The sequence below is a fragment of the Stenotrophomonas sp. SAM-B genome (assembly GCF_013387485.1).
GTDB lineage: Bacteria > Pseudomonadota > Gammaproteobacteria > Xanthomonadales > Xanthomonadaceae > Stenotrophomonas > Stenotrophomonas maltophilia_AA.
Genome location: NZ_JABBXB010000002.1, coordinates 22,732 through 38,135, shown reverse-complemented (window position 1 = coordinate 38,135; position 15,404 = coordinate 22,732). Strand labels below are relative to the sequence as shown.

The window sequence follows — 15,404 nt, the reverse complement described above, 5'->3', positions numbered from 1 at the left end:
GCAGGGGCCAGATCACTCGTCTTGCGCCCACCGGGCCAGATTTTGCTGGATCGTGTTGACGTCCGCCCAAGGATCTTTGCGGCGCCGCTTCAGCTTTTCAGGCACGTCCTTCATGGTGAAAGCATCCGCACGGGTCAACTTAGCCAGATCGCTCCAGGCGATAGGCATGGCAACGGGCGCGCCGGGCCGACCGCGTAAAGAATACGATGCCACCGCCGTGGCACCGCGGCCGTTTCGCAGGTAGTCCACAAAGATGCGCTTGTTCCGAAGGCTCTTGGTCGAGGTCGCTAAGAAGCGGGTCGGCTCCGACTGCGACAACGCCTCGGCGAACCCCTTGGCAAACCGCTTGGTCAGATCCCAATCGCACCCCGGGTTCAAGGGCACGACCACGTGCAGCCCCTTCCCTCCTGACACCCGCAAGAAGGATTCCAGCTCCAATTGTTCGAGCAGCCTGCGAATGTCCACGGCTGCCTTTTTGACCTCGGAAAACGGCACATCTGGGCCGGGATCCAAGTCGAAGACCACGCGATCGGCCCGATCAGGGGCCTCCGCGTGGCTGCCCCATGGGTGAAACTCCAAGGCGTTGAACTGCACCAGCTCCAGCAGGCTGGCCGCGTCGCGGACCACCAAGTAGTGCGCATTGATGCCGCTGTCTTCTTTCAGGCGGACCGAGTCCACCAGCTCCAAGCCAGCGGTGTGGTGCTTCTGGAAGAAACAAGGCTTGCCTGTCCCGCTGGGGCAACGAATGACCGATAAGGGGCGATCAATCACCTCCGGCAGCAAATGGTCCATCACAGCCGTGTAGTAATCCCATACGTCCTGCTTGGTGACCTTGATGTCAGGAAAGATCACCTTGGTAGGGCTGGACAGCTTGGGCGGCGTGCGCGCTTCACCTGCTGACTTGGCCGCCTCGCCCGCTGAAGATCTTCTGGACGCCTTCCGGGACGGCTTGAGCTGGGCAGCGTCCGTAGGCTTTTCCGCTGGAGGCGCGCTGTCTGAGTCAGCCAGATCAGCTACGCCCTTGTCACGCCGGACGGCCTTAAGCGAGGCTTGGCGCAGCAGTTGCTGCCCGCCGATGCCTCGGTAAAACACCTCCACCACGAAGCGGGGCTTAAACCACGTGGCCGACCGTAGATCGGTCTGCTTCGTCGGCACATGCGCCGTAGGTGTCTTTCCGCCGGCTCGCCCGATAAGGTCGCTCAGCTCTTTGATGAGTTCATCTGAGAAACCCGAGCCCACCCGCCCGACGTAGAGCCAGCCGTGCTTTTGGTCAGGCCTGGCGAGAAGAAGCGATCCAAACCCGGCGCGGTTGCCCTTTGGGGAAGTGTAGCCAACCACCGCAAACTCATCGCTGGCCAACTGCTTGGTCTTCTTCCAGTCCTCGCTCCGGCCTCCGTGATAGGCCCGGTCAGCCCGCTTGGAAATAATGCCCTCGAAGTGGCGTTCACCTGCCAATTGGTAGGCCGATTCCCCGTCGCCCTCGATGTGTGAGCTGTAGGCCAAGTGGTCAGGGCTTTCCTTCAGGAGTTCCTGCAGGACTTGCTTGCGCTCCGACAGGGGAGCGTCGGCAATGTCAATTCCATCGATGTGGAGGAGATCGAACAAGGCGTAGGCCAATGCCCCTTGGCGCTCTCCGGACAACATCGCTTGGAGGAGGTTGAAGTCCTCCTTCGTGCCGCTGCCTGCAATGAGCTCCCCGTCCAATGCCCCCGACTTGAGTCCTAAGGTGGCCACAGCGTCCCGAATTTCAGGGATCTTTGATGTCCACTCCAACGCATTGCGGGACCAAAGCCGCACCTCGCCCTCGGTGATCGTCGCCAGGATGCGGTAACCGTCCCACTTGATTTCGTGGACCCACTGGTCGCCCTTGGGTGGGGCATCGCCAAGCTTGGCCAGCTGCGGTTCGAAAGGGCCCTCGGGAGGTTTGGCTTTCTTTGCCTTGGTCAGCGCCGAGGCCTTCTTCGCCCAATCAATTCGCCGCCGTTTCTTCGGCAATGCCACTGCATTGAGCTTTTTCTTGTCGGCCTTGCCAGCGCCTGCCCGCTTCAGGTCTTCCGCCGGAGGCGCGGTGACATCGCCCAGCAAATCGTCCGCTTCCACGTCACTGGCGAAGGCATCGTCGTCTTTGAACAACAACCACTGCGGCTGCTTGGCTGGCTTTCCCGACCGGACCAGATGCCACGCACCCTTCAGCTTTGTGCCGAACAACTCAAACCGAAGATGCCCCTTGGCAAGCTGCGCTTCGGGGTCGCCCGATGTCGCCCAGACACCGTGATCAAACTGGGCGACGTGCCCGCCTCCATATTGCCCTTTCGGGATGTCGCCCTCGAAGCCGGCATAGTCCACGGGATGGTCTTCCACCTCCACGGCCATACGCTTGACCTTGGGGTCGTAACTGGGCCCTTTAGGAACGGCCCAGCTCTTGAGGGCGTCTCCTACCTGGAGCCGAAAATCGTAGTGGCGCCGGCTGGCGTGATGCAGCTGGACCACGAAGATCGCCCGTTGACCCTGCGGCAACCCTTTACCGGGCTCTGGTTCCTTAGTTTTGTCAAAGCTACGCTTGCGTCGGTATTCGGTGAGGGACATGCCCTACTCCGTCTCACTTGCCCAGGTGCTTGCGAACCGCCACAGAAGTCGGGCCCACTGCCTTTACCGCCGCCCGAAGTTCCTCAGCACTGACGCCCAGCGTCTTAGTCCAATATTGAAGCTCATAGCCCTCGTTGACGTTGATGCGGTCGCGATCCGGACTACCTGCGTTCTTCTTGTCATCAGCCATGGTGATCTCCTCACTTTTCCTGAAAGCACTTGGTCAGTCGGCTTTTACTGGCCCCAAGTCATTGGACCGCTACGTCCACAGCCGAGACAAAGACTGACGGCCGAACGATGTTGGGGGCATAGGCCATCTCGCCTGCCGCCGAGATGACCTCCAAAAGGCGGGGCGCAACAGGGCCGACAGCCTTCCGCACTCCGATGAAGTGGACCCACGAACCCTCCACCTCCACCTTTGCTCCAGTGAGCTCTGGGCACTGACTCACCAATGCTCGAAGGTTCTGGATCCAGGCCTCGCAGGGGAGCGCGTCCAGCTGGACCACGGTTGTGTCGTCGCCCACGTATAGATCAGCCATCTCCATCCGAGTTACACGCGGCGTTGCTGCCCTAAATTGTGGATAAGCGCTCATACGCTTCTCCTAACAAGGTTGGAGACGAATATCCCCTGCACAGAGAGCACGGGGTGTCAGCGTGGCGTCAAGGGTCCGTCAAACCGTTGAAGCCCCTGGTCCGCCAAGCGCAACGGCTAACAGGCCCATACCGAAAACACATTGTCGTGCGGGCAGCCTTCCTAGAATTCCTTGGTCGGCCGATGCTTGACCTGTCAGGAGGAATCGCTATGAGCTATAGACGCAGCCAGACTTTCGACATCGAAAACCCGATCCCTCCATGGACGTAACCATTTGGCATGTCCTGTATGTGCTCTGGTTGGCTGCGGGCGCCATGGATTTCTGGCTGCACAGGGCCAGCAGTATTGAATCCACCTCGGGCATTCCGGAGTCAAGGCTGCACTTGGCTCAGATAGCGATCCTCGGGCTGGGGACGGTTCTCTGGCTGGGATTCCGAGCTTCGCATGGACTTTTCGCCATCCTCTTGGCACTGGTGTGCCTGCACGCAATAACAGGCTATTGGGACACGCGGGTGGCCTATCCCAAGCGCGCGATTCGTCCGTTGGAGCAGCACGTTCACAGCATTCTGGATTTAGCGCCGTGGGTCGCGACAGGTGCCGTTTACTGGTCACTGCCTAGCGCCCATGTCGGGCCAGTCTTGGCATTTGACCCGGCCCCATCCGCCTCATGGGCCTTTGCGCTTGTGCCCGCGATGCTTCTGGTGGTCTTGCCGGCGCTGGGTGAGTTCCGTCGATGCTTGAGCTATCGGCGGACAAGATAAACCGGGCGTCCCCGTCGCCCCGTCGGAGAGTGCCCCCCTCCGACGGGGCGTTGGCGATGATGAGCAGGACCTTACTTCTTCGCCTCAACACCAGGGGTGGCATCGCGCACCAGGAACTCCTCGGCAACTTCCGGCAAGTGCGTTGCAAGCCAGTCGGCCATCGCCTCTTCCTGGACCAAAATTTCCTCACACACGCGTGCGGTTTCCGGGTCACCGGCGGTCTTGGCCGCTGCGATCAAAGCGGTGTAAGAGGCAATTTCAAAGTGCTCGAACACGTAGCCGGCCATCGCGCCTTTCACGATTTCGTCGGATGCGGTCATCCCACCTAGCGCCTGGCCGAATGCGGCCATCTTTCCCATCACGTCTTTGATGGTGGATGGAGACCCGCCGAGGCGCTTGATGCAGCCCTCGAGCAGCTCTCGTTGTCCGATCGTCTCCTGGATGTGCTCTTCGATCCGCGCCTTCAGCACGGGGTAGTGCTCAATACGGGACGCCTGCCCCTTCAACATCGTCTCCGCCTGCTGCTCCATTGCGTGGGCGTCGCGCAGCCAGTCAGCAAGTTCTCTTTAGGTTCGGCCATGGAAATCTCCTGGTTGGACAAGGGAGAAAGCACCCTATCCAGCAAGGCATCGCCGCGAGGCGATGTTTGGGTGAAGACTAGGCGAAGTCATAAGATTGGTTCTGACCGGGATGCGGGTTCTGCTGATTCTGATTGGCCATAATCATTCTCCATGTTCGGGGTCAACATGAAGCCGACGGGCAATCCCTACGTTGCGATCAGTTAGGTTTGCGTAGCCTGCGAAGCGCACGCCTAGACAGGTCGCGCACCTTCCTAACACGTTCACAAAGCTAAGGGCGTGGGCGCTTACGTTGTCGGCGGGACTTGCACGGACCAGAACTCGGCCAAGAGACGCAGGCCCGGGTTGTGCTCAGCATCTTCTTCCAAGTAGGGGTGGCTGCGCTCGCTCCAGCGCGCGGCTTCTATCCTCTGGATCAGGGACGCATCGGCGTGCTGGCAAGCCATCGACCAGTTCCAAAAGTAGCGTTCGGGCACCTCACCACTGGTGAGCACTCGGATATCCGCATGCCGCTTAGATTGCTTTATGCGGTCAAAAACCGAGGCAACCCCCTCCTCGGGGCCTTCCAGGTACTGGAGAAACGTTGTGCCGTCGTAGAGCAGCACCCCCGTCACATCCGCCATTCGATTCTGGGCCGACGCTTCGACGAGGATCTCTTCCAGATCCGAGTTGTCGAGATTTGAAGAGGAGCGGCTGGCGTAGGCCAGCGCGTAGATTGGTGGGCTGTCGGTCATCACCGCTATGTTATCTCAGCGTCTTCGGCCAACGGAAGGGAGTCTGCTGCTATGCATTGAACGCTGAATTGTTCACATAGAAGCCATCATCGGATTGATCGGGCCGGTGAATGGTTGATCATAGCTAGGGTGCCCATTGGCTGAGGGCTTGAGCACGCGATGCACAGACAGAGGAGATGCCGACATGCTTGTGACTGAAAAATTCATCATCACCAATGTCACCGAGGCGAAGCGCTTGACGACGAGCGCACCTAGAAAGGAGTACGGGTGGCCTGGGGCTGAAAGCATGGACATCGAGTGCCTTTCCTGCCACGGCCGCTGGGCGGCAGTACTGACAGGTGTAAACGGCTTTGACCGTCGTGATGGTGCAACTGTGGTTTGGTGCCCAAAGTGCGGAGCAGCCGAACCAGTGCCTGACGCGGCACTTCAAGATGAAGCGACACGATAGTTTTCCGACTTGAACAGGCAGCCTCGACTCGCGCGGGGTTTCATGGAATGTGAGTCGGAATGATGGTATAGAGCTAAATTCAGTGGAATGGCTCTCGCGCAGTTGCTATGAATATGTCTATCACGGAAGTTCCGGAACGGATGGCGGTCTTGGGGATGATGCATGTCTTGGATGCAGAGTCCGGCCCATCCTTGGATCGCATCACCGCGCTGACTGCCTTCGCCTTCAGTGCCCCTGTCGCCTTCGTCTCCATTGTCAGCGAAGACAAACAGCGGTTTATTTCCCGAATCGGCTTGCCAGTCGCCGAGACAGATATTCGGGTCTCGATTTGCGCGCATGCGATCTCTTGCAACGAGGTGATGGTCGTCCCAGATCTCCGGGAGGACCCGCGCTTTGAACACAACCCCTTGGTCGTCGCGCCGCCCCACCTGCGCTTCTATGCTGGAGCGCCCCTTGTAGCGAAGAATGGCGTATCAATAGGCGCCATTTGCATCATGGACACGAAGGTCCGCGAATTCTCGGAGTCAGACCGCACTCAGTTGTCCACGCTAGCACAGTTGGTGATCGCTCAACTCGAACTGAGAAACATGTTCGGGCGCTTGGAACCTGTCAGCGGCATCGCCAATCGGCACCAGTTCCAGATTGACTATGCCGGCTTGGCAGAAAGGCACAGCGGACGGCGGATGTTCGCGGTCCTCTTAGACGTGTTCGATATCCCCAGCGCGAATGAGGCCGGCCAAGCCCTGGGCATGCGGCCGTTAGAGGTCTTGATTCGGCGAGCAGGCATTCGGCTCAAGCTTGCGCTGGAAGGATTGGCGAACATCTACCACGTCGGAGTGACGCATTTTGCATTCTTGGTCGACCGGACCAGTGCAAGAGAGTTGGAGGCACTGGTGAACGAACTTCGCCACCGGATGTCCCGGCCGCTTATGGCTGCCGGGGTTCCTATGTCTCCTCGCTTCCACGCTGGAATTTGCGCCGTGACTTTGGGCGAAGATACCGGTTATAACGTGATTCGCAAGGCGCTAATCGGACTGCACGAATCCTTCGAGGCGCGGCAGCCTTTCGCCTGGTATTCCGAGCAGCGCGACAATCAGATGCGGCGGGGATACCGCTTGGCCGCGGACGCCGAGCGCGGGCTCCGAAAGGGCGAGTTTTACTTGCAATATCAGCCGCGCTACCGCGCGTCTGACCTTCAGCCGGTGTCGGCGGAGGCATTGCTTCGCTGGACGCACCCACGCTTGGGACCGGTGAGTCCGGGGGAGTTCATCCCGATATTCGAGCGGACCGCGCTGATGGAAACCGTCACCCCGTGGGTACTCGATGCCGCGCTGGATCAACTGCTCGCCTGGCGCGCCGCGTGTCACTACTTTGCCCTGTCCATCAACCTGTCCGGCACTGATCTTTCCACTGAAGATGCCTGGACAAGACTTCGTTCAATGCTTGAGGCGCGCCGCCTGCCCTTTGACTGCATTGAAATTGAAATTACGGAAGGCGAGTGGCTACGTGCCGACTCGGTCGCTGGGCGTCAGATCAGGGCAATGGCCGAAGCCGGCATCAAGATTGCGATTGACGACTTTGGGAGCGGTTACAGCAATTTCGGCTACTTGTCTGACCTGCCGATCGACACCATTAAGATGGATAAGTCCCTGATCGTCAATCTGGAGACCGATCCCAAGGCCAAGCCCAAGGTCATGGCGATCATCAACCTAGCTCGCGAGCTCGGTTACCACACCGTGGCAGAAGGTGTAGAGACACCGGCTCAACTCCGCTTTCTGCAGGAGCATGGATGCGATCAGATTCAAGGATACCTCCTCTCCCGCCCCCTCAATCCCGAAGCGCTACTTCAGGTTTTCAGTGACGGCGGAACCGGAGAGAGCGAGGACACGCCCCTCGTGACTTCTTAGGAACTTCACGCAGCGGGGAGGTTGGATTCGCTTCCGTCGTGACCCTTTTGCGGCAGTGACCTGCCCAACACCTGCAACGCATGTGTCGCACCAACCCCCGTGTAACGCTGGTCCGCAATGCGCGTCGGTGGCTCCTTTTTGCTGGCCGCTCTCGGCTTCTTGGCTGGTCACGAGCCGCGACTAGGATGCCTTGCGGAGGCGATGAGTTGCGCAACACGGTCCTGAATGGCGGAGCCGGTGCCCGCCCCAAAGCCCACGAAGAAAAGCCAATGCCCGTCCAAACGCACGGCCACTATTAAGACCCGCCGCCACGCCGACGCCAGCAGGTCGGCCAATTGGACACCCGGGATGTCATGAGAACGGACAAACTCCCAGTCGCGCATGACGGCCGCCAAGTTCACCAACAGGTCTATTTGAGCCACCATCTGCGTGTAGAGCTGTGGAGACGAGCGCTCCAGCCTTCCCGAGAGATCATCGATGGAGGCACGTCCCCCCTGATAAAGCATGCTGGGCCGATTGGCTCTAACGCTCTGGACCTGGTTGGCCTGGTGACACGTAACCACCTGAATGTCTTGATGGCCAAGGTCGATCGCAGAGATAAAGAGAGCTGCCTCTAGCTCGCCAAGCTCTTTCAAGAGACGCTTCAACTGCGACTCCGACAGATGCTTCAGTTTGACTTCGTCCTGGTATCCGCACCCCAGACGGCGCTTGAGGAGCTTCAAGGTGCGTTCGACCCGCCTCCGACAGACCTCGGGCACCACGTAAGCCGCAACGACACACCAGCTGTTGGTGGCGTCCGCTGACTTAAAGGTTCCTGACTCGTCAACATAAATGAACGTCGCAATTCGTCTTTGGCCTCATCGGTGAGCGGCGGGAACCACTGAGTGTCACCGCCTGAGCTTTTTCAACAACCAACGCGCCGCATCAGCGCGATCCTCCGGCGAAAGCTCTTCTAACGCCAGGATGACGTCGGCCGTGTGGTCGTCTCTAGCGACCAAGTAGGCCATCGGAACCTCCAACGTGTCCGCCAACTTCCCCAGTGCATCCAGATCGATCCCGCTGGTCTCGTTCTCGTAACGGTTGACCCGGCTGCTGGCCAGCTTCTTATCCAGCCCCATGAGCACCCCCAGCGCGCGCTGGCTCGGAATGGCACGGAGCTCTCTGGCCTGCTTCAGGCGGGCGGCAAATAGGGAACGCGGGGAAGCCTTGGGCACGTGAACAGATATTGAAAACTTGGGAAGACAGCATGACTTGGTCCCTCAATGCATGGCAGACTCTTCATGAAATGTAGCACCCTCCCGACCAACCACAGGGGTTTTCATGAAGAAGATCGAGACAAGGATGGCCGCCGGCCTGGCTGCCGCGCTGCTTTTGGCCGCCTATTCCGCAGGAGCCCAGAGCCACCCCGAGCAAGAGGAAGCGCCAAATCGCCCCGGTTTCTTCAGGCAGCTGGGCACCAGCCTGAAAAATGCCGGCGGGCAGATGGTTGGGGTCAAGCCGGCTCAGGGCGGCGCGAAGGCGGCCGCCGGCGCTGGGGCGATCTACGCCCCGGTCAGCGGAGGCGGGAAGCTGCCCGGATTGTTCAAAGGTGACAATCATCAGTTGGCCCAGCAGGGCAAGCTCGACTGGCCCCGGGTGGCACTGACCTACACCGAGTGGGGCGCGTCCCTGCCCTGCTGGACCGTCGAGGCTCGGATCTGGACCAGTCCTGCGTCATCCACCACGGAAACGTTCCGGACCTGCGCAAGTGCGGCAGTGACGGAAACGGACGACCTCGGTGAAGTCGCCGAGCTCAACGACGCGGCGCTTTGGAAGGGAAAAGACACCCTGCGCGGCATCCGGGTCCTGCCGAGCAAGCCGAACACCGGCGCCCAGAGGTCGACCGGGCCGAACCCGCCGGCGCAACCGTTCCAGGTCAACGTGAGCCGGGATGCCGTGGCCAACCGTGCAGTCGAGGTCGCGCTACGCGCTGCCTGGGTCAGTGGGTTCATCCAGACCGCGGACCTTCACCCGGGTGCCTCGGGCCTGCTGACCCCCTTCAAGGATTCCCGGATGTGGATCGCCGGGTTTAACGCCGGTGGCAACCGCGACCGCTGAGGCACCCCGGGCCTTGCGCCCTCACCAATAGGGAAACGACATGAAAGCATGGATCCTTGCCGCCGCCGCGGCCCTTTGCCTCACCGCCTGCAGCAAGCCCTCTGAAGGAGAAGCCAAGCAGGCCCTGGCCGACTTGATGGCCCAGAGCGCCTCCGCACCGGTTGTCACCATCGAAGGGTTCTCCTTGACCGGGTGCACGCGGGCCGACGACACGGACGGCTACCGGTGCGATACCCGTGGCACCGTAATCATGGACTTGATGGGCAACCGGGTGCCGCTGCCTGTCGACAAGAATCTGCGGTATGCCAAGGCCGACGGAACCTGGAGGGCCTACGCCCAATGAAGAGCGAGCCCCCTTCCCTGCACTTTGCCCACGCAGATCGCGTAACTGCGCCATCTATCAGGACCATCAAGAGCGTCAGGACTTCCCGGGAGCGCTTCTTCTGGTGGTATTCGCTGTCCCTGCTCTTCCTCGGACCTTTCGGGTTCATTGTCGGGCCGTTGATGGCCCGGCGAGGAACGCGGAAGGTAGAACGCCTGCATTCGGCAGCAGCTTGGGAGGCTCGGCAGCGGGATCATGGGTTCACGTGGTGGCAGTGGTGGGTCATGGCCCCGCTGACCGTGCTCGGCGCTGGCTGGGTCTTCGGGTTGCTGAGCGGGCTGCCCATGATTCTCCTGGTTCTTTGGGCGCAAGTGGTCCAAGGCTAGGCGGATGCGCTAAGTAGCAGGACCCGATACCTCGGACCTTTCCTATAGGAAAGGTTGGCAGGAAGCGGGCCGGCCAGTTAGCCGGAGCCATCAGGACTTCTGCCGCCTGGACATCAGATGCTTCTTGCGGGAGCGAAGCGGTTTGGTGCGTCGCATTGAATCCAGCGCCGTCCTGGTCCTAGGTCTACTGGACGTGCAATCATTCCCATTGTCTGCGCCGCATGTTGCCAACTGAGGGGCTCATTGAGTTGGCAAGTGGGACTTCCCGCAATGCGTTGGTCCGCTTAGTCGGCCGTTGATATGGGCGCAGCGCTGAAACGGTGATAGCCGCCGGCATTGGCGAACGTTGGACAAAGACATGGGCTTGAGCATCTCCTATGCCTTGCAACACACACTATCTGCCAGAAGGTACCACCGTGAAAGAACAGAGAAAAAAAGTCGTACTTCTGACCGGCGCGGCGGGTCGCATTGGCACCGCGTTTCGGCAACTGGCACCGGAACGCTTCCACCTAAGGTTAGCTGATCTCAACGTTTCAGAGTTTGCCGATGACGATGCGTCAGTTGAGCTCGATATTTCTGATTTGGAAGCATGCAGAAGCGCCTGCCATGGCGTTGATACGGTGGTTCACCTTGCGGCTGATCCTGGGCCCGACGCCGATTTCTACGGATCGCTGCTGGACGCCAACATCAAGGGCACGTTCAACATCTTTCGTGCTGCGGCGGATGCTGGGTGCCGTCGTGTGGTTTTTGCTAGCAGCGCACAGACCATCGAGGGCTACCCAATCGATCGCCAGGTTTCGGTTTCCGATCCAGTGAGGCCCAAGAATCTCTATGGCGTGACCAAGTGCTTTGGCGAAGCGCTGGGTTCCTACTTCGCGACGGAAGAAGGTCTATCGGTCATTGCAATTCGAATCGCGAATTTCGCCACGTTCGTCCTTGGGGAGCAGCATTCCGCACGAGATGTAAGCGCCTTCCTCAGTCACCGAGACGCCGTGCAGCTATTGGTCCGAGCCATTGAAGCTGAGGACGTACCCTTTGCGATCGTCAACGGTGTTTCGAACAACAGGTTCAAGCGATTGAACTTGGAGGAAGCCCGCAGGGTCCTTAGCTATGCGCCCGAAGACGACGCCTTCGAGATTCTTGGATTGTAGGCGCGCGCAACAGGGTGGCGCGGTGCAAGTCCTCCGCATGGAGTTCTAGGTCCGCCGCCCAACTTTGAGGCGCGGCGATCACCTCATCCAACTTCGCTCCAGGTCTGCCGACGAATACAGCCATCCGATCGAAGTTTGAAGGTGAGGTTACAGGTCCGCCAAATCGGTGATGGTCACTTGCCCCTTTCGCAGATCGGCGACCAGCAGCCTGCCCCCGGCAACGGTCCGACCCACGCTTTTGTTGAGGTAGGCCGCCTGCAGCCGGCCGGCCTCCAGGACGGCATCAAGTTCGAAGCTATCTTGCCGCCCACGCAACGGATCCCCAGGCGATGCCAGTCCGCCTTCCAGCGGCTGCACCCGTGCCGGACCACCCCCCGCATCCTTGGCATAGGCCGTCGCGATCATCCGGCCGTTCTTCGGTGACCAGCCGCCCAGAACGAGCTCGCTATGCAGGATGTCGCGAGGCATCCCCGCCTCGGCAGCCGCTTGGACGTAGTCCGGCCAAAGATGGTCCATGACCAGCCCCAGCTCGGCCATGAGCTGCTCCATCGTGAAATCCGCGCGGAAGCTGGCCTGAAGGCACAGCTCGTAGATCTTCAAGAAAAACTGGGCGGAGCCACGACTGGCCAGCACCAAGTTGTGCTGAGGGATCAGCAAGAGCTTGGCGCCCACCGACGGCTTCTGAGTCAGTGCGTCCTCGGCCCACGTATCGACCGCGATGAGCAGTTGGTCGGGGCGTAGCAACACATTCAGGATGCTCATGGGATGGTCGTGGGCCGAAAGACGGAGACTATCGTCAGCCCGTCCCGGCTGTCCATCTGGAAGGTTCAGTTGGTGGCGGTGGTGGACCATGACGCGCCTGAGCATGCTGGGAGCGTCTTCGGTCTTGCTCTGCGAGGGCTGGCCCATCACTCGTCTGCTGCTTTGGGCGCAAGTGACCCAAGCCTAAGCAACGTAGCGCCCTTCCACTACCAAGGTGGCTTCAGAGCGCCCGACGATGCTGCCTTGGGCACTAAAGCCGGCTTCCGTGGCATCGCCCCGGAACTCGAGTTCGAACTGGTCGACCCCGCCACACAGACATTCGGAGCCCGGATCCCAGCATTTGATGGTCAGCTTGGCCGTAAATCCAGCGCCGTCGCCCTGCTTGGATCCCCAATACGTATAGCCCGAATCGCCGCCATTGACCCTCTCCCCCTTAGATACAGCGATGCCCTCGCCCACTCCCTGCATCAAGTTAGACTCGGCAGCCGTGGTGTCACTGAACCGCATCGACGCGATGGCCGTTTGGCACGTCATACATGATCGCGGTGATCTCGCTGATGAGGCGCTGATCCAAGAGCAGCTTCATGATCACCGCAGCCGTTTCTTTAGTGGGAATGATCAGCCCCTCGCTGTCGAACTGCACCCCCCATTTGTATTTTTCGCACACCTCGCGCAACGAGCCCAGATACTTGGGATTGTCGTAGAGCTTGCGCTCCTGGATGACCGCCATGCGGCGCAAATGAGTGCCGTTGCTTCCGACATGCGCGACCAAAGGGGCCATGTCGGTGAACAGCGATACGAACTGCTCTTCGTCCTGAAGTTCACCAAACGCGCTCACGAAGCCTGCGCGATACCTCATCATCGACTCGAAGGCACGCTTGTTGCCCACGAGCAGCGCGTTATCCAAGGCAAACAAATCAAATCCTGGCTCCAAGGTGAAATCCACCCCCTCCACGGCGCTGAGCTCGCCGTTCTGAAACAGCATGTTAACGACCCCCTTCTTCCGATACGCGGTCTTCCAGGTGGCCGGAGAACGTCGCACCGCATACAACACACTCTCCCCCTGGTAGAACTTCACCACATAGCCGATGGCGTTCTTCAGCTGGTCCCGGCTTTTTACCGCGTGTTCGAGCTCTGGACGGTCCACAAGCGCCTGAAGTAAGGCAAAGTCGGTCTCGACCGCGGAAACGGACAGACAGCCATTGTCCGTGGGCTGGGCCAGATGCCCATAGGGAATCCACTCGGTCATCATCGCCCTCTCCGCCTTGGCGAAGTCGCGCAACGCGTCCTCCAAATCCCCATCTATGCGGACAAAGTTCGCAGAAAAGCGGTCCGCCGTTGCGCTCGACTTAAAAACCCACAAATGGACCCCTGCGCCGTCGAGGTCGAATTCCTGAAGCGCCTGCAATGCTTGATCGGTCACGGGTCCCCCATCAGATAAACGTCCTGTATTTCTTCGGCCATCTGAATGCTGGGTACAAGCGGGCCCTTTTTCAAGACCCTAACCATTCGAATGGCCCCTGCCTGACCCAATGCAACCTTGGCCTCGTATAGCCTCCACCCCAATACGATCAGCAGCGGATTCATCAAAATTTGGCCGGACCGATACGTGATCATGAACAATCCCACCCAGAAGACCAGAAAGCCGCCGAGCTTTTGCGGGTCCCCGTAGCTCAAGCCCATAAAAGACACTACGTAAGGAAGCACGTAGTTGATCAGATCATTGGGAATGGCCTTGACTTCTTGCACGTGAACGCGGTGGGTGAGACGGACCGAGCGCAGCGCCAGCACCATCAAAAGAAGCGCTCCCGAGGTCATAGCCACACTCCCCCACGCAAACCAAGGGTGGGCAAAGACTTGGAACTGACAGCTCCATTGCCATTTCCAACCGCACAGGGGAGCCCCCCAATACTTCGCAGAAATGTCTTGAACCATCAGGATCAAGGCCAACGGCAAATAGGAGCCCAAGAAGATGAAAAGCGCTGACCAGAACTGAAACTGCATGCGTTGGGCTCCCACCTTTGTTACCCGACATTGTCGCCAATGTGCATCGCACCGAGTGAGAACACGGCCCGACCTCCATGCCAGGCGGCCCGCCAGAGACAACGCCCCACCACTGGCACCCACTTTATGAGCCAATGATGCCTCGCCCGCCTCGGTTCAAAAGCACCAGCGCGGACCGACCTCCTCCAGCCCGTAGGGACAGTGGTTAGACCCGCCCCATCGGCGCCAATTTCGAGTGCGAGACTCGTTCTGACGTCCCCGCCGCCTGCACCAGTTGGTCAGCAGCCACGCCACCAATGCTGTCTTCCACGGGGCGGGCGCGACCTGCATCGGTGTCGATCCAATGTCCTACCCAGTTCCAGACCCAGCACAGCAAGGTTGCCCGACCTATGCTACCTCTCTCTTAGGCTTAGCGAAACGTCACGGGCTATTAAGGGGGAGGACGATCCGACCACAAAGGGTTGCTGCTACGTTCATTTGGGTCGGCCCGTCGCCGTCCTCCAGAAGGCCCCAACTTCCACGTCAAAAGACGGTTACGTTCATTCCAATGAGTGCTTGACGGAAGTCCAAGGGGGCAGCAGCCAAGAGGGCTTTGACCTGATCCTCAGAAATGGGCGCGTAGTAGATCAAGCCATTGAGTGCCTTGTAGAAACAGTAAAAACCGGAAAGGGTGGGCTGACCGAATATCTGATAGATGCCTTCTTCCTGGATTTTTACATGGAGATGTTTAGGGGAGCCATCTGGATGTTTTGACGTCACCGACTCAGACATCCACTTGAACTGACCGTCCTGCAGGTGCCGTTTGACAACAGATTTTTTCTCCGACTTGTTACACTGAAGAATTATTCCTCTCTGCCCGCCAATCGTCTCGAACGTTAGCTTTTTCCTGTATTCCGGCATTTGACTAATTCCTTCACTTTGCTAATAAGAGCACATCAAACTTGGCAAGGCGATAATTATGTATTGGATCGATGCTACGTCATCTAATGGCGAAGCGCTGCAAATCGATGGGATCAACGAGGAAGCCCTAACCCTACTCATCCCATTCCTGGGAGTTTTGGGAGCCAGTTCTTCGT

At 59.4% G+C, this 15,404-nt stretch carries 17 protein-coding genes and 1 pseudogene; 6 read left to right on the top strand and 12 right to left on the bottom strand.

Features of this window, described 5'->3' with window-relative positions:
- Nucleotides 1–12: 12 nt before the first annotated feature.
- Complete coding sequence (gene ligD / locus HH110_RS04360; RefSeq protein WP_176988538.1) at nucleotides 13–2,586, bottom strand: DNA ligase D; 2,574 nt, start codon at nucleotides 2,584–2,586, stop codon at nucleotides 13–15.
- A gap of 13 nt (nucleotides 2,587–2,599) precedes the next feature.
- On the bottom strand, nucleotides 2,600–2,776 hold the full coding sequence (locus tag HH110_RS04355; RefSeq protein ID WP_176988537.1) for a DUF3606 domain-containing protein: 177 nt from the start codon (nucleotides 2,774–2,776) through the stop codon (nucleotides 2,600–2,602).
- Nucleotides 2,777–3,438: 662 nt separating this feature from the next.
- Here HH110_RS04355 and HH110_RS04350 point away from each other — a divergent pair.
- Entirely contained in the window at nucleotides 3,439–3,939 is a 501-nt protein-coding gene (locus HH110_RS04350) for a hypothetical protein (protein WP_176988536.1), read from the top strand.
- A 71-nt stretch (nucleotides 3,940–4,010) separates the two neighbouring features.
- Here HH110_RS04350 and HH110_RS04345 read toward each other — a convergent pair.
- From HH110_RS04345 to HH110_RS04335, 3 genes and pseudogenes are all read right to left on the bottom strand, one after another.
- Nucleotides 4,011–4,519, bottom strand: a pseudogene (locus tag HH110_RS04345) (ferritin-like domain-containing protein).
- Between the two features lie 285 nt (nucleotides 4,520–4,804).
- The gene (locus HH110_RS04340; RefSeq protein ID WP_176988534.1) at nucleotides 4,805–5,251 is read right to left on the bottom strand and encodes a BLUF domain-containing protein; all 447 of its coding nucleotides are present in this window, start codon (nucleotides 5,249–5,251) and stop codon (nucleotides 4,805–4,807) included.
- Nucleotides 5,252–5,323: 72 nt separating this feature from the next.
- Nucleotides 5,324–5,545: a hypothetical protein gene (locus HH110_RS04335; protein WP_176988533.1), complete on the bottom strand. Its 222-nt coding sequence runs from the start codon at nucleotides 5,543–5,545 to the stop codon at nucleotides 5,324–5,326.
- Nucleotides 5,546–5,806: 261 nt separating this feature from the next.
- Here HH110_RS04335 and HH110_RS04330 point away from each other — a divergent pair, with 261 nt between their 5' ends.
- Nucleotides 5,807–7,606 carry a bifunctional diguanylate cyclase/phosphodiesterase gene (locus tag HH110_RS04330; protein WP_241696406.1) on the top strand — a complete coding sequence of 600 codons (1,800 nt, stop codon included), beginning with the start codon at nucleotides 5,807–5,809 and terminating at the stop codon, nucleotides 7,604–7,606.
- 167 nt (nucleotides 7,607–7,773) lie between these two features.
- Here HH110_RS04330 and HH110_RS04325 read toward each other — a convergent pair whose 3' ends face one another.
- Nucleotides 7,774–8,439, bottom strand: a complete 666-nt coding sequence (locus tag HH110_RS04325; protein WP_342589229.1) for a DUF3800 domain-containing protein — start codon at nucleotides 8,437–8,439, stop codon at nucleotides 7,774–7,776.
- Between the two features lie 54 nt (nucleotides 8,440–8,493).
- Nucleotides 8,494–8,820 carry a helix-turn-helix domain-containing protein gene (locus HH110_RS04320; RefSeq protein WP_176988532.1) on the bottom strand — a complete coding sequence of 109 codons (327 nt, stop codon included), beginning with the start codon at nucleotides 8,818–8,820 and terminating at the stop codon, nucleotides 8,494–8,496.
- 106 nt (nucleotides 8,821–8,926) lie between these two features.
- Here HH110_RS04320 and HH110_RS04315 point away from each other — a divergent pair, with 106 nt between their 5' ends.
- From HH110_RS04315 to HH110_RS04305, 4 genes are all read left to right on the top strand, one after another.
- Nucleotides 8,927–9,703, top strand: a complete 777-nt coding sequence (locus tag HH110_RS04315) for a hypothetical protein (RefSeq protein WP_176988531.1) — start codon at nucleotides 8,927–8,929, stop codon at nucleotides 9,701–9,703.
- A gap of 40 nt (nucleotides 9,704–9,743) precedes the next feature.
- A complete protein-coding gene (locus HH110_RS04310) occupies nucleotides 9,744–10,046 on the top strand; it encodes a hypothetical protein (RefSeq protein WP_176988530.1) in 303 nt (100 codons plus the stop codon).
- Nucleotides 10,025–10,411: a hypothetical protein gene (locus tag HH110_RS19360; protein ID WP_241696444.1), complete on the top strand. Its 387-nt coding sequence runs from the start codon at nucleotides 10,025–10,027 to the stop codon at nucleotides 10,409–10,411. The genes HH110_RS04310 and HH110_RS19360 overlap by 22 nt, the downstream gene beginning before the upstream one ends.
- A gap of 416 nt (nucleotides 10,412–10,827) precedes the next feature.
- A complete protein-coding gene (locus HH110_RS04305) occupies nucleotides 10,828–11,562 on the top strand; it encodes an NAD(P)-dependent oxidoreductase (protein ID WP_206677529.1) in 735 nt (244 codons plus the stop codon).
- Nucleotides 11,563–11,709: 147 nt separating this feature from the next.
- Here HH110_RS04305 and HH110_RS04300 read toward each other — a convergent pair whose 3' ends face one another.
- The 5 genes from HH110_RS04300 to HH110_RS04280 all read right to left on the bottom strand — a co-directional run bounded on the left by HH110_RS04300 (nucleotide 11,710) and on the right by HH110_RS04280 (nucleotide 15,228).
- A complete protein-coding gene (locus HH110_RS04300; protein ID WP_176988528.1) occupies nucleotides 11,710–12,324 on the bottom strand; it encodes a hypothetical protein in 615 nt (204 codons plus the stop codon).
- A 183-nt stretch (nucleotides 12,325–12,507) separates the two neighbouring features.
- Complete coding sequence (locus HH110_RS04295; RefSeq protein WP_176988527.1) at nucleotides 12,508–12,831, bottom strand: GrlR family regulatory protein; 324 nt, start codon at nucleotides 12,829–12,831, stop codon at nucleotides 12,508–12,510.
- Nucleotides 12,818–13,747, bottom strand: a complete 930-nt coding sequence (locus HH110_RS04290) for a Kiwa anti-phage protein KwaB-like domain-containing protein (protein WP_176988526.1) — start codon at nucleotides 13,745–13,747, stop codon at nucleotides 12,818–12,820. Before HH110_RS04290 ends, HH110_RS04295 begins: the two co-directional genes overlap by 14 nt.
- The gene (locus HH110_RS04285) at nucleotides 13,744–14,328 is read right to left on the bottom strand and encodes a hypothetical protein (protein ID WP_176988525.1); all 585 of its coding nucleotides are present in this window, start codon (nucleotides 14,326–14,328) and stop codon (nucleotides 13,744–13,746) included. The genes HH110_RS04290 and HH110_RS04285 overlap by 4 nt, the downstream gene beginning before the upstream one ends.
- A 522-nt stretch (nucleotides 14,329–14,850) precedes the next feature.
- Nucleotides 14,851–15,228, bottom strand: coding sequence for a hypothetical protein (locus HH110_RS04280; RefSeq protein WP_176988524.1), 378 nt, complete (start codon nucleotides 15,226–15,228; stop codon nucleotides 14,851–14,853).
- Between the last annotated feature and the right edge of the window lie 176 nt (nucleotides 15,229–15,404).